Origin of the sequence: Massilia aurea, assembly GCF_040790145.1 — a bacterium.
Lineage (GTDB): Bacteria > Pseudomonadota > Gammaproteobacteria > Burkholderiales > Burkholderiaceae_D > Telluria > Telluria aurea_C.
In genome coordinates this window covers 13,983-27,246 of the sequence record NZ_JBFMMP010000019.1, presented here as the reverse complement: position 1 = coordinate 27,246, position 13,264 = coordinate 13,983, and the positions used below count along the sequence as shown (strand labels likewise).

Here is a 13,264-nt window from a genome sequence, read left to right as displayed (position 1 = left end):
TCAGGAATACGGGGTTGGGTCAGGCACGCGGCCACTGAGCGCGTAGCGCCCCAGGTCGCGCAGCTTGTAGTCGATCGGGTCGTGCAGCGTGTGTACGCGGGCGTTGCGCCAGAAGCGGTCGAAGCCGAAGCGCGCCGACGTGGCGCGCGCGCCGAGCAGCTCGAACATCGTGTTGCTGATCTCGATCGCGGCGCGGTGCGCCAGCACCTTGGCTTCGGCCACTGCCACTGCCACTTCGCCACGTTCGCGTGCGCTGAGCGCATCGCCCCGGCCCAGAGCCGCATCGAGCTGGCGGCCCGCTTCGTCGGCCAGCAGCACGGTCGGGCGGAGCGTCAGCCACAGCTGGCCGTAGCGGTGCTGGGTGAAGGGATCGTCGATGGCGTCGTCGACGCCGGCGGCGAACCACGGGCGCGCCTGCTCCAGTGTGTAGTCGCGCGCGGCCTCGAAGGCGCCTTGCGCGATACCCAGATACAGATTGGTCATGATCAGCTGCGCGACTTGCGAGCGCAGCGTGGACCGCGCTGTAGGCGCCTGGCCGGGCGCCTGCAGCACCAGGGCGTTGGGCAGGTGGACGCGATCGAAGTGGACATTGCCGCTGTCGGTCTGGCGCTGGCCGAACGCGTCCCAGTCGGCTTCCACGTGCACGCCTGCCTGGCTGGTGGGCAGCACGGCGATCAGGGCGGCGTTGGCCTGTTCGTCCCAGGCCGAGACGGTCAGCCAGTCGGAACCCACCGAGCCCGATGAAAAGCTCTTGACGCCATCGAGCGTGAAACCGGCGGGAGAGGCGACGGCGCGGGTGCGCTTGTCGAGCGGGTTCAGGGCGTTGCCCCAGAATTGGTTCTGGCGCACGGCGGCGGTGAGCAGGCTGCGTTGCTGCAGTTTGGTGCCATACAACTGGATGCCTGCCAGCTGCAGGTGGTGAAAGCCGAACAGGTGAGCCAGCGCGCTGTCGGCCTTGGCCAGCAGGCGTACCACGGCCATCACGGTGGCCCAGTCGGCGCCCTGGCCGCCAAACTCGGCCGGGATCGACAGCGTGAGCAGGCCCGACTCGCGCATCAGCGCGCGTTCGTGCGCCGGATGGCCGCCGGCACGGTCACGTTCGACAGCGGTGGCGGCCAGGCGCTCGGCCAGTGCGGTGGCTATGGCCAGGGGATCGGGCAAGTGCAGTTGCTGCAGGATGGAGGCCATGGAAGCGACGCCGGTTAAGTGGTAGAGCGTCATCTTGCATCCGTCGGTATGGCCGCGTGAACGAAGAAATCCAGCCGTCGATATGCGCAAAAAGATAAAACGAAGCGCGTATATCGATGGGTGAAAGCATTCGTTGGGATTGCCGTCGGCGCGTTCTAGTCTGTGTCGACCGTTGCCATTGCTGGCCTATGTCAGGAACACACCATGAGCGTTATTCTGTTGGGCGGAAGCCCGTCATCCCATTCGTCATCGAGCCGGCTGCTGCAGCACATCGGCGACAAGCTTGTCGTGCATGGCTGGCGCACGGCGCACCTCGAGGTGCGCGAGTTGCCCGGTGCGGCGCTGCTCGGCATGGACGCGACCGATCCCGACCTGGCGCGCGCGTTGGCGCTGGTGGCCAATGCCGATGCGCTGGTGGTGGCCACGCCGATCTACAAGGCGGCCTATACCGGCATGCTCAAGCTGTTTCTCGATCTGCTGCCGCAAGATGGCTTGCGCGGCAAGGCCGTGCTGCCGCTGGCAACCGGCGGCAGCCAGTCGCACATGCTGGCGCTCGACTACGCGCTGCGGCCCGTGCTGGCATCGATGGCGGCGCGCACGATCTTGCCGAGTATCTATGCGACGTCCGACCAGATCGCGTGGGACAGCGAACATGGCACGCGCCTGGCGCCATCCATCGCCGAGCGCGTCGCGCAGGGCGTGGATCAACTGAGCGCCGAACTGCAGGCGCGCTCGCGGTTCGCGCGTGCCGCCGCTGCATAAAACATCCAAGGAACCCCATGTCGACGCCGAATATTTTCTGGTTCATCCCTACCCATGGCGACAGCCGCTACCTTGGCACCAGCAAGGGTGCGCGCGCGGTCGATGCCGATTACCTGAAGCAGGTGGCGGTGGCCGCCGACACGCTCGGCTACGACGGCGTGCTGCTGCCGACCGGCCGCTCGTGCGAAGACGCATGGATCGTGGCCTCGTCGCTGATCCATGCCACGACCAGATTGAAATTTCTGGTGGCGATCCGGCCGGGCTTGTCGACTCCGGGACTCGCAGTGCGCATGGCCTCGACCTTCGACCGGCTATCGGGCGGGCGGCTGCTGGTCAATGTCGTCACTGGCGGCGACCAGGGCGAACTTGAAGCCGACGGCTTGTACGCCGATCACAGCAAACGCTACGAGATCTCGGATGAATTCTTCCGCGTCTGGCGCGCCAGCATGGCGGGCGAGGGTGGCGCGGCGGGGTTTGACTTCGAGGGCAAGCATATCCAGGTCAAGGGTGCCAAGACCTTGTATCCACCGGTGCAGAAACCGTATCCGCCACTGTACTTCGGTGGTTCTTCCGAGCCGGCGCACGAGCTGGCGGCCGAACAGATGGATGTGTACCTGACCTGGGGCGAGCCACCGGCAGCAGTGGCCGAGAAGCTGGCCGACATCCGCGCGCGCGCCGCGAAGCATGGGCGCACCCTGAAGTTCGGGATCCGCCTGCATGTGATCGTACGCGAGACGAATGACGAAGCCTGGCGCGCGGCAGAGGCGCTGATCAGCCATCTCGACGACGAGACCATTGCCAAGGCGCAGGCGGCGTTCGCGAAGATGGATTCGGTCGGCCAGCGCCGGATGGCGGCGCTACATGGGGGGCGGCGCGACGCGCTGGAGGTCTCGCCCAATCTGTGGGCCGGTGTGGGCCTGGTGCGCGGCGGGGCGGGTACGGCGTTGGTGGGCGACCCCGAGACAGTGGCGGCGCGCCTGCGCGAATATGCCGACCTGGGGATCGAGACGTTCATCCTGTCGGGTTATCCGCACCTGGAAGAATCGTACCGCTTCGCCGAACTGGTGTTCCCGCTGCTGGGCAAGGGAAAGGCGGCCGGCGAGCAGTCGATTACCGGGCCGTTCGGCGAGATGATGGCCAGCGATATCCTGCCAAAGAAGGCGGCCTGACACACGCGTTGTCGTCATCGCGGCCTTTGCTATCATGGCGCGATGACTATCTTGCTGGTACCCGGCTATATGGCCGATGAGACGTTGTGGGCCGATTTGCGCGAGCCGCTCGCCCCGTTTGGCCCACTATTGCATGCCGATTTGCGCCACGATGCGTCGCTGGCCGATATGGCGGCGAGCGCGTTGCGCGATGCACCGCCGTCGTTCATCCTGATCGGCTTTTCGATGGGCGGCTACGTCGCGCGCGAGATCGTGCGCCTGGCGCCCGAGCGGGTGGAGGCGCTGGTGCTGATCGCCACCTCGACCCGGCCCGATACCGAGGCAATCAAGCAGGGCAAGCGCGCGGTGGCGCGCTCGGCGCCGTCCGTATCGTTTGCGGGGCTTAGCCGCACGGCAATCGCGAGCTCACTGCATCCGGCGCGTGCCGCCGATGAAGCGTTGATCGAGCGCGTGCGCCAGATGGGGGTGCGCCTGGGGCCCGGGGCATTTCGCAATCAGTCGATGGTCGAGCGGCCCGGCGACCTGCATCTGCTGGACGCCATTCGCTGCCCAACGCTCATCGTCGCGGCCGGACACGATCGCTTGCGCAGCATGGAAGAGTCTCAGGAGCTGCATGCGGGGATCGCCGGGTCGGCATTTGCCGTCATCGAAGACAGCGGCCATATGATTCCGATCGAGGCGCCGCAGGCGTTGTCGGATGTGCTGGCGCCATGGCTGGCGCGCGTGGCGGGTGCGCGCGCCGACTGACGCATTACGCCGTTGCCGGCGCCAGCTTCTCGCACCAGCCGTGCAGGCCGCGGATCGCGTCTTCCTTGTGCTTGGCCTCGATCTCGATCCATGGCGCTTGCAGGTAGGCTGACGGCATCACCGAAATCAGGTCGGCGTGCTGGCGGTCGTTGAAGCCTTCGCGCCCGTTCGAGATGTGCACCAGCTGGTGCGCAGGATCGGCCCAGGTGGCGCGCGCCTTGAGGAAGGTAGCGGCTACGCTCGGGTGTTCGTAGCTGTCGAGTTTTTCGTGGACGATGTGGTGGTGGGCGTCGAACACCATCGGCACGCCGGCGCGCACGCACACGGCGTGGATCTCGTCGGCGCTGTAGGCGTATTCGTCGTTTTCCAGGCCGATGCGGCTGCGGATCGCTTCGGGCAGTGCGGCGATGCGCGCCACCAGCTTGTCTTCGCGGTCGGATTTGCCACCGTGGATTTCGAGCAGCGCCCAGGGCGAGCGTGGCTGGTCAAGCAAGTCCATGATGTCGGCGTGCATCTGCAGGATCTTGACGCTGTTGGCGACGACGCTGTCCGAGTCAGAACTGAGCACGACGAACTGGTCGGGGTGCATCACGAGCCGGATGCCGCGCTCAGTGGCACGCCGGCCCGAGCGGCCCAGCGTTTGCTTGAACTTTTCCAGGATCGCCAGGCCGAATGGCTCGTCGGCGAACGGGAAGATCGACGATGGCATACGGTACAGCTTGATGCCTTCGGCCTCACAGTAGCGCAGTGCATTGTCCAGCGTCTGGATATTGTCGCGGTAGATGTCTTCCAGCATGCGTTGCTGGCCTTCTTCGGATTGTTCGAGCAGGCGCTTGCGCGTGAGCGCGCGGTAACGCACGTCCTTCGAGACGGTAATACAGACGAGGCCGAGGTTTGGTTGCGTGGCGATCAGGGTCATGGCGGTTGGGGCGTGCGTGGACGGCATGGCACGACCCGGTGAGTAGGTGGATGGTGCTGGAAAGTCTATCCGAAGCGGCTTTGACGAAGAGCACGCGTGCGTTCGGAACCAGGGACGAAAGCGGTGCACGCCTGGTCTGCCGCCGATCGGGCTGCCTGCCGTCCGCTGCTTAGCGTGGTGTAGCGAACACCTGGGTCCAGTAAATGATGCCGGCGTGCCGCTCGGCGGTGACGCCGTAGCCCGCGCCCATCTCGGTGAAGTCGGCGTTCATGATGTTGGCGCAGTGGCCCGGGCTGTCGAGCCAGCTGGCCACCGCGTCCTGCGGCGAGCGTTGGCCGAACGCGATGTTCTCGCCCACCCGGCGCCACAGGTAACCGGCGCGCGTGGCACGCTCGGGTGCGCCGCTGCCGTCCTTCGCGCGGTGATTGAAGTAGCGGCGGGTGGCCATGTCGCGGCTGTGGGCCAGCGCGGCCTCGCCCAGCGCCGCATTCCATTGCAAGGGCGGCGCCGGGGGAAACCGGCGCTCGCCGCACACCCGCGCGCTGGCACGTGCAAGATTGACAGCGTCGAGGATGATGTGGCCAGCGTCGCGCCAGTCCGGATATGTTGTCGATGGCAGTGGCGGCGCCGGCCGGGCCAGCACAACGGTCCAGGTCAGCCCTTCGCGGTAACTGCCCACCGCCGTGAATTGTTCGCTGAGCAGTACCTTGCAGTATTTCTGTTGCAGCACATTCATGGCGGACACGGCATCGTCGGGACCGGTGACGTAGACCGCCTGCGCGCTCTCGGCGGCGTAGCCTGCGCGTTCCAGGGCCGGTTCGATGAAGGTGCCGGCGCCGATGCGCACCCGGGCCAGGGCCGGTTGGGCGACCAGATGCGTTGCGGGCCCGACCGGAGCGCCGTCGCAGGCAACCGGGTTGGCGCGGAAGGCGTTGATCAGTGGGGCGAGCAGATCGCTGCCGGCGGCGGGCGGCGGCTGGGCTTGCGAGAGCGGCGTCAGCAGGCTGCCTGCGACGATCGCGGCAACGGGCGTCCACGGTGATGGGGGCTGCGCAATGGCGCGGCGTGGGCAGGTCATCGATTCGGCGGTGCGTTGCTGACCCATAGCTTGCGCGGCCGGTTACTGCCCAGGCTGCGGCGAGCGAGTGTGTGGGGTGCGCACGAGTTTCGAGACGTCCAGTCCCTGGGCCGTCAGGCGTGCCAGCAATGCATCGTATTCGGCAGGCGCGACTTGCGGGGTACGCGACAGGATCCACAGATATTCACGCTTCGGTTCGCTGACGGCGGATAACTGGTACTTGTCGTCCAGATCGATCACCCAGTAATCACCCCACACCATCGGGATAAAGGACAGGACCGCCGGTGCGAAGCGCACCTCGAGCTTGGGCGATGTGGCCGCGCCCGGCTGGCGTGCGATGCCTTCGGCGGTGTCGACCTTGCCATCCGCAGTGCGGCACCGGTTGATGACCTGGACCCGGCCGTCCTTGTCCAGGTTGTAGGTCGCGCTGGTGTCGCCCACGCATTTCTTTTGAAATTCATTCGGGAACTTGGCGATTTCATACCAGACGCCCATATAGCGCGGCACCGCGAGCGATTCGATCGGCTGCAACGGATTGACGGCATCTGCAGCCAGCGCCGGGCCGGCGCACAGACCAGACAGGGCCAGCACGGCGCACGCGGCATGGAACGATGGCTTGGCAAACATGGGAACCTCTTGTGTCAATCAGGGTTCCTAGGATAAATGACAATGCCTTGACAGTGTCGCATGGCTGGCCGTCACGCGCCGGCCGTTGCTCGCCGCTGGTTCAGACCTTGCGCACGAATTCCGTCTTCAGGCTCATGGCGCCGAAACCGTCGATCTTGCAGTCGATGTCGTGGTCGGCATCGACCAGGCGGATATTCTTGACCTTGGTGCCCTGCTTGATCACGCCGCCCGAGCCTTTTGGCTTGAGGTCCTTGATCACGGTGACAGTGTCGCCGTCCTGGAGGATATTGCCGGACGCATCCTTGTAGACGCGTGCGGTCTCGGCGGCGCCAGCGGCGCTCGAGATCGGCCACTCGTGCGCGCATTCCGGGCAGACGTATTGGCCGGCGCCGTCGTCGTAGGTGTAGGCCGATTGGCAGAGGGGGCAGGGCGGAAGGGTATGCATGAGGGCCTTGGAATGCAAAAACGCCACTCGGTGGTGGCGTTTTTGTTTGCAGCTGCATTTACAGCGAATTTGCTGCTGAATTAACTACTGAATTCTTGGTGGCCCGGGGCGGAATCGAACCACCGACACAAGGATTTTCAATCCTCTGCTCTACCAACTGAGCTACCAGGCCAAGAGAGGCACGATTATAGCCAGCGATTTTCAGTTGCGCAAGTCCCTGTGCGCGCCATTGCTAGCCGGCAGCCCCGCGGGCCCGTCCTCCAGCCCCGCCCCGGCACCGGCATATCGCTATAATGCCCCCATGACCACGCCCACGACCTCTACCATCCGGACCGACGTCTGCATCGTCGGCAATGGCGCCATCGCCAAGACGGCCGCCCTCGGCTTCGCCCAGGCGGGGCACAGTGTGACGTTGCTGGCGCCGCCGGCCCGGCAGTCGCCCGATGCGTCGGGTGCGAGCGGTGCGCCGACCGCTTCGGCAGCCGAGCGGCCGTGGGACGTGCGCGTGTATGCGCTCAACCACACGGCCCACGATCTGCTGGCGTCGTTGAAAGTCTGGGGCGCCCTCGACCTTGCACGCGTTGCGGCCGTCGATGCGATGGACGTGCATGGCGACGGCGCCGGTGGCGGCAACCTGGGCTTCGATGCCTTCGGCGCCCGCGTCGGCACGCTGGCATGGATCGTCGAAGACCAGAACCTGAACGGGGCGCTCGATGCGGCGCTCAAGTTCGCGCACAACGTGCAGCGCGTCGAAGGCCGCGCCTGTGAACTGACCTGCAGCGACAGCGGCGCGGCCGTGCGCCTGGAAGACGGTCGCCGCGTCGAGTGCGCGCTGCTGGTCGGCGCCGACGGGCGCGAATCGTGGGTGCGCGGCCAGTGCGATATCGGCGTCGACTACCGCATGTACCACCAGAGCGCCATCGTCACCAACTTCGCCTGCGACAAGCCGCACCACGGTGTGGCGCACCAGTGGTTCACCTGCGAGGATGGCATCGTCGCGCTGCTGCCGCTGCCGGGCAACCGCGTCTCGCTGGTGTGGTCGGCGCCGGAAACGCTGGCCGCCACGCTGATGGAAGAGTCGCTCGGCGAGCTGGCGATCCGGCTGGGCGAATACGCCGACGAGAAACTGGGTACGCTGCGCCCGTTGCAGCCCGAAGCCGTGGCCGCGGTCCCGCTGGCGCTGGTCAAGCCGCACGCGATGGTGGCGCCGCACGTGGCGCTGGTGGGCGATGCGGCGCATGCCGTGCACCCGCTGGCCGGCCACGGCATGAACCTGGGTTTCAGCGACATCGTCGACCTGCTTGCCACGATTCGTGACCGCGAAGAGCGACGCGCCATCGGCGACGAGCGGGTACTGGCGCGCTATGCCCGCAAACGCAAGGAAGAGGTGCTGCTGATGCAATTGGCCACCGACGGACTCGAACGCCTGTTCGGCGCGAACCTGGAACCACTGCGCGTGGCCCGGAATCTCGGCCTGAACCTGCTCGATAAAATGCCGGCACTGAAGCGGCGCCTGATGGCCCATGCCATGGGCAAGTCATCAATCTGAGGAAAACGAAGCATGATTAAAATGAAGATCGCCGTCCTGCTGGCGACCGGCCTGCTCGCATCGTGCGTCGATGCGCAGACCAACGTCGAGGCCACCATCAAGAAGGCGCTCGAGCCGCGCCTGAGCGGCGCGAAGATCGAGTCGGTGAAAGAAACGCCGTATTCGGGCCTGTACGAAGTGCGGGTCGCGGGCGACATCCTGTACACCGACAAGAAGGGCGAGTACCTCGTCATCGGCCAGGTGTACGACGTGAAAAGCTCGCGCAACCTGACGCGCGAACGCATCGATGAAGTCAACAAGATCAAGTTCTCCGACTTGCCGCTCGAGATGGCGCTCAAGCAGGTCAAGGGCAACGGCAAGCGCGTGATAGCGGTGTTCGAAGATCCGAACTGCGGCTACTGCAAGCGCCTGCGCCAGACCACGCTCAAGGAGATCGACAACGTCACCATCTACACCTTCATGTACAACATCCTGTCCGAGGATTCGTTCGTCAAATCGAAGAACGTCTGGTGCGCGCCCGACCGCAACAAGGCCTGGGACGACTGGATGATCGCCGGTAAAGTGCCGCCGGCCGCGCCGGCCGCGTGCGAAACGCCGAACGACAAGGTGGTTGCACTGGGCCAGAAGATGCGCATCACCGGCACGCCGGCGATCTTCTTCGCCGACGGCTCGCGCATTCCGGGCGCGATCGACCTGAAAGCCCTCGAGGGCAAGTTCGATTCGCTCGAAGGCAAGGCCGCGAAGTAAGCCGGCGTGACGCCGCTAAACGACTTGACGCTCACCGGCATCCTGCTTGCCGCAGGGCGCGGTCGGCGTTTCGATCCGGCCGGCGGACGCAACAAGCTGCTCCAGCGGCTGCCGGATGGCGACCTGGTCGTCGTGGCCAGCGCGCGCAAGCTGCTCTCAAGCGTGCCGCGCGTGGTGGCGGTGGTCCCGCCTGATGATGGCGGCGTGGCCGATGCGCTGCGCGCGCTTGGCTGCGACGTCACCGTCTGTCCGGATGCCGATAGCGGCATGGGCCTGTCGCTGGCGCATGCGATCGGGTATTCGCTGCAACACACGCCGGCCGTCGGTGGCTGGCTCGTGGCGCTGGGCGACATGCCGTTTGTTGCCACGTCCACGCTGGACGCGCTGGCCCGCGCCGTTCTGGAAGGCGCCGACATCGCGGCGCCGGTGTTCGAGGGCCGTCGTGGCAATCCGGTGGCGTTCGGCGCCCGGCACCGCGCCGCCTTGCTGGCGCTGGATGGCGATCAGGGCGCGCGGCGCCTGCTGGGCACGCACACGGTGACGGCGATTGCCGTCTTGGATCCGGGCATCCTGCGCGATATCGATACACGCCAGGACCTGCCGGCGTGATCCTGCACATCGCCTGTATCTACGGGCGTACTTTGGCTTACACTAGCGGTCATTCGGCGCGTCCCGAGAGACTATTCCAAGATCATGAAAAAGCCATCGCAGAAAAAGCAGAGCGCAATCCAGTACACCATCGTTCCCAGCGACCTGGCCGGTCACCTGTTCAGCGTCACGCTGACGGTCGCCAACCCCGATCCTGACGGGCAGACGTTCGCGCTGCCGGCCTGGATCCCGGGCAGCTACATGATCCGCGAGTTCGCGCGCAATATCGTGCGCATCCGTGCCGAGAGCGCGGGGAGCGCCGTGGCGCTGACAAAGCTCGACAAGCACACCTGGCGCGCGGCGCCCGGCGCCGGCTCGCTGGTGCTGCACTACGAGGTATATGCCTGGGACCTGTCGGTGCGCGCCGCCCATCTGGATCAGACCCACGGCTTCTTCAACGGCACCAGCGTGTTCCTGCGCGTGGTGGGGCAGGAAGCGACGGCGCACAGCGTCGACATTCAACGCCCCGGCAATGCCGCTGCCAAGACGTGGCGCGTGGCGACGTCGATGAAAGAGGTAGGCGCCAAGCGCTACGGCTTCGGCACGTATGGCGCGGCCAACTACGATGAGCTGATCGATCATCCGGTCGAGATGGGCGACTTTCAACTGGCCACCTTCGAGGCGCACGGGATCCCGCACGACATCGTGATCACGGGCCGCGTGCCGAATCTCGACATGGCCCGCCTGCAGGCCGACCTGAAAGCCATCTGCGAAACGCAGATCGCGTTCTTCGAGCCGCTCACCAGGCGCGCGCCGCTCGAGCGCTATGTGTTCATGACGATGGCCGTGGGCGACGGCTACGGCGGCCTGGAACACCGCGCCTCGACCGCCCTGATCTGCGCGCGCGCCGACCTGCCATCCACGGCGAACCAGAAAAGCGGCGAGCCGGGCGACGGCTACCTGCAGTTCCTGGGTCTGTGCAGCCACGAGTACTTCCATACCTGGAACGTCAAGCGCATCAAGCCGGCCGTGTTCGCGCCGTACGACCTGCAGGTCGAGAACTACACGCCGCTCCTGTGGCTGTTCGAGGGTTTCACCAGCTACTACGATGACCTGATGCTGGTGCGTGCCGGGATCATCGGCGAGACCACTTATTTCAAGCTGCAGGCCAAGACGGTGGGCGGCGTGTTGCGCGGCAGCGGCCGCACCAAGCAGAGCGTGGCCGATTCGAGCTTCGACGCCTGGAGCAAGTACTACCGCCAGGACGAGAATTCGCCCAACGCGATCATCAGCTACTACACCAAGGGTTCGCTGATCGCGCTGGCGTTCGACCTGACGATCCGCGCGAAGACGGGCGGGGCGAAGTCGCTCGACGACGTGATGCTGGCGCTGTGGGACCGTTACGGCCGCGATTTCTATCCGAGCGTCGGGCGCGGCGTGACCGAGCAAGAGGTCGAAGCGCTGTTCGATGAGGTCAGCGGCCTGAAACTCAAACCCCTGTTCGACCGTTACGTGCGCGGCGTCGAGGACCTGCCGCTGGCCAAGCTGTACGCGCCGTTCGGCGTCAAGCTGGTCGACGAGCGCAAGGGGAGCAAGGTCTCGCTCGACATCGGCATCGGGCGCGACCCGCTTGGCGCCAAGCTCACGCAAGTGCATGAAGGCGGCGCCGCGCACCTGGCCGGGTTGTCGGCGCTCGACGTGGTAATCGCGATCGACGGGCTGCGCGTGAATGGCAATCCGTCGAATGTCGACGCGCTGCTGGCGCGCTACCGCGTCGGCGACCGTGTGCCGGTGCATGCGTTCCGGCGCGATGAATTGATGGCGTTCGATGTCACGTTGCAGGGCGACCGGGTGCCGGGGATTACCTTGTCGCAGGCGGTGGCGGGGCGCAAGTCAGCGTTGCTCAAGCGGCCGAGCGCCGTTTGATGTGCTTTATGGGCAGGCAGATGTTCATGCGACGCGTTCAGTCAACCTGCCGGGGCGTGCCACTTCATGCGGAAACCCATCTTCTGCATTGCACTGCAACATGCTATCTTTGCGAATCGACCATCACATTCGCAAGAGCCCATGCCGACCCTGACCCGCATCGCCGCCGCCGCACTCCTCGTATTGTCCGCAACCTCCGCCCTGGCGCAGCAGTCCGCGCCGCTCAAGAACGACGTCGTTACGCGCGTGGACGCCATGTATCCGTGGCTCGACACGATCTATAAAGACCTGCACGCGCATCCCGAGATCGCCTTCCAGGAAGTGCGCACGGCCAGCAAGCTGGCGGCCGAGATGCGTAAACTGGGCTTCACCGTGACCGAGAAGGTCGGCAAGACCGGCATCGTCGCGGTGCTCAAGAACGGCGCCGGTCCGACTGTCCTGGTGCGTACCGATATGGACGGCTTGCCGATGGAAGAAAAGACCGGCCTGCCGTACGCCAGCCGCGCACGCGCCACCAGCGAAGGCCGCGACAGCTTCGTCACGCACAGCTGCGGCCACGACATCCACATGGCCAGCTGGCTCGGCACCGCGCGTACGCTGGTCGAGCTGAAGGCGCAGTGGAAGGGCACCCTCGTGTTCATCGGCCAGCCGGCCGAGGAAATCGTCGCTGGCGCCAAGGCGATGCTGGACGATGGCCTGTTCAAGCGCTTCCCGAAACCCGATTACGCGTTCGCGCTGCATTCGTGGCCGCTGGCGCATGGCACCATCGGCTACAACGACGGCCCGGTGTCGTCGAACTCGGACTGGCTCGAGATCACCTTCAAGGGCCGTGGCGGCCATGGTTCGGCGCCGGACAAGACGATCGATCCGATCGCGATTGCGGCGCGCTTCGTGGTCGATGTGCAGACGGTGGTGAGCCGCGAGAAGGATCCCAAGGAATTCGGCGTGGTCACGGTAGGCTCGATCCAGGGCGGCACGGTCGGCAATATCATCCCGGACAGCGTGCAGGTGCGTGGCACCATCCGCTCGTACAGCCCGCAGGTACGGGCCAAGTTGCTTGAAGGCGTACGCCGCGTGGCGGAAGGATCGGCGGCGATGGCCGGCGCACCGAAGCCCGACATGCAGATCGGCGGCGGTGGCCAGGCGATCGTCAACAGCACTGAGCTGGTGAACAAGACCGAAGTGGTGTTCAGGGAAGTGTTCGGGGCCGACAAGGCCAGGCGCATGCCGGCGATGACCGCCAGCGAAGATTTTTCGCTGTACGCGAACGAAGGCGTGCCGTCGATGTTCTTCTTCACCGGCGTATATGACCCGAAGGATGTCGCCGCTGCAGAAAAGGCGGACGGCAAGCCGATCGCGTTCAACCACTCGCCGTTCTACGCGCCGGTGCCGGAACCGTCGATCAAGACGGGCGCCCAGGCGATGACGCTGGCGGTGCTGAACGTGCTGGGAAAGTAAAGCAAGAAACGAAAGCTTCGTTGTCCCCGACAAGTCATTCCCGGCCTCGTCGGCCACCTTG

The 13,264-nt window shown here is 65.7% G+C and carries 13 protein-coding genes and 1 tRNA gene; 8 read left to right on the top strand and 6 right to left on the bottom strand.

The window, feature by feature from the left end:
• Complete coding sequence (locus AB2N08_RS20055; RefSeq protein WP_367612671.1) at nt 1-1,188, bottom strand: acyl-CoA dehydrogenase family protein; 1,188 nt, start codon at nt 1,186-1,188, stop codon at nt 1-3.
• Nucleotides 1,189-1,392: 204 nt separating this feature from the next.
• Between AB2N08_RS20055 and ssuE the strand changes: the two genes are divergently transcribed.
• From ssuE to AB2N08_RS20040, 3 genes are read left to right on the top strand one after another with little or no spacing between them, the layout of a single operon-like run.
• Nucleotides 1,393-1,950, top strand: coding sequence for an NADPH-dependent FMN reductase (gene ssuE / locus AB2N08_RS20050; protein WP_367612670.1), 558 nt, complete (start codon nt 1,393-1,395; stop codon nt 1,948-1,950).
• A gap of 17 nt (nt 1,951-1,967) precedes the next feature.
• The gene (ssuD, locus tag AB2N08_RS20045; RefSeq protein ID WP_367612669.1) at nt 1,968-3,119 is read left to right on the top strand and encodes an FMNH2-dependent alkanesulfonate monooxygenase; all 1,152 of its coding nucleotides are present in this window, start codon (nt 1,968-1,970) and stop codon (nt 3,117-3,119) included.
• A 42-nt stretch (nt 3,120-3,161) separates the two neighbouring features.
• Nucleotides 3,162-3,866 carry an alpha/beta fold hydrolase gene (locus AB2N08_RS20040; RefSeq protein ID WP_367612668.1) on the top strand — a complete coding sequence of 235 codons (705 nt, stop codon included), beginning with the start codon at nt 3,162-3,164 and terminating at the stop codon, nt 3,864-3,866.
• A 4-nt stretch (nt 3,867-3,870) separates the two neighbouring features.
• Here AB2N08_RS20040 and uvsE read toward each other — a convergent pair whose 3' ends face one another.
• The 5 genes from uvsE to AB2N08_RS20015 all read right to left on the bottom strand — a co-directional run bounded on the left by uvsE (nt 3,871) and on the right by AB2N08_RS20015 (nt 7,107).
• Entirely contained in the window at nt 3,871-4,812 is a 942-nt protein-coding gene (gene uvsE, locus AB2N08_RS20035; protein ID WP_367612667.1) for a UV DNA damage repair endonuclease UvsE, read from the bottom strand.
• 142 nt (nt 4,813-4,954) lie between these two features.
• Nucleotides 4,955-5,890: a CAP domain-containing protein gene (locus AB2N08_RS20030; protein WP_367612666.1), complete on the bottom strand. Its 936-nt coding sequence runs from the start codon at nt 5,888-5,890 to the stop codon at nt 4,955-4,957.
• A gap of 15 nt (nt 5,891-5,905) precedes the next feature.
• The gene (locus AB2N08_RS20025) at nt 5,906-6,490 is read right to left on the bottom strand and encodes a lipocalin family protein (protein WP_367612665.1); all 585 of its coding nucleotides are present in this window, start codon (nt 6,488-6,490) and stop codon (nt 5,906-5,908) included.
• Nucleotides 6,491-6,590: 100 nt separating this feature from the next.
• The gene (locus AB2N08_RS20020; protein WP_367612664.1) at nt 6,591-6,935 is read right to left on the bottom strand and encodes a zinc ribbon domain-containing protein YjdM; all 345 of its coding nucleotides are present in this window, start codon (nt 6,933-6,935) and stop codon (nt 6,591-6,593) included.
• Between the two features lie 96 nt (nt 6,936-7,031).
• Nucleotides 7,032-7,107, bottom strand: a tRNA-Phe gene (locus AB2N08_RS20015).
• A 129-nt stretch (nt 7,108-7,236) separates the two neighbouring features.
• Between AB2N08_RS20015 and AB2N08_RS20010 the strand changes: the two genes are divergently transcribed.
• The 5 genes from AB2N08_RS20010 to AB2N08_RS19990 all read left to right on the top strand — a co-directional run bounded on the left by AB2N08_RS20010 (nt 7,237) and on the right by AB2N08_RS19990 (nt 13,203).
• Nucleotides 7,237-8,484, top strand: coding sequence for an FAD-dependent monooxygenase (locus AB2N08_RS20010; protein WP_367612663.1), 1,248 nt, complete (start codon nt 7,237-7,239; stop codon nt 8,482-8,484).
• 12 nt (nt 8,485-8,496) lie between these two features.
• Complete coding sequence (locus AB2N08_RS20005) at nt 8,497-9,231, top strand: DsbC family protein (RefSeq protein ID WP_367612662.1); 735 nt, start codon at nt 8,497-8,499, stop codon at nt 9,229-9,231.
• A 6-nt stretch (nt 9,232-9,237) separates the two neighbouring features.
• Entirely contained in the window at nt 9,238-9,840 is a 603-nt protein-coding gene (locus AB2N08_RS20000; protein WP_367612661.1) for a nucleotidyltransferase family protein, read from the top strand.
• An 84-nt stretch (nt 9,841-9,924) separates the two neighbouring features.
• Nucleotides 9,925-11,745, top strand: coding sequence for a M61 family metallopeptidase (locus AB2N08_RS19995; RefSeq protein WP_367612660.1), 1,821 nt, complete (start codon nt 9,925-9,927; stop codon nt 11,743-11,745).
• A 141-nt stretch (nt 11,746-11,886) separates the two neighbouring features.
• A complete protein-coding gene (locus AB2N08_RS19990; RefSeq protein WP_367612659.1) occupies nt 11,887-13,203 on the top strand; it encodes an amidohydrolase in 1,317 nt (438 codons plus the stop codon).
• The last annotated feature ends 61 nt before the right edge of the window (nt 13,204-13,264 follow it).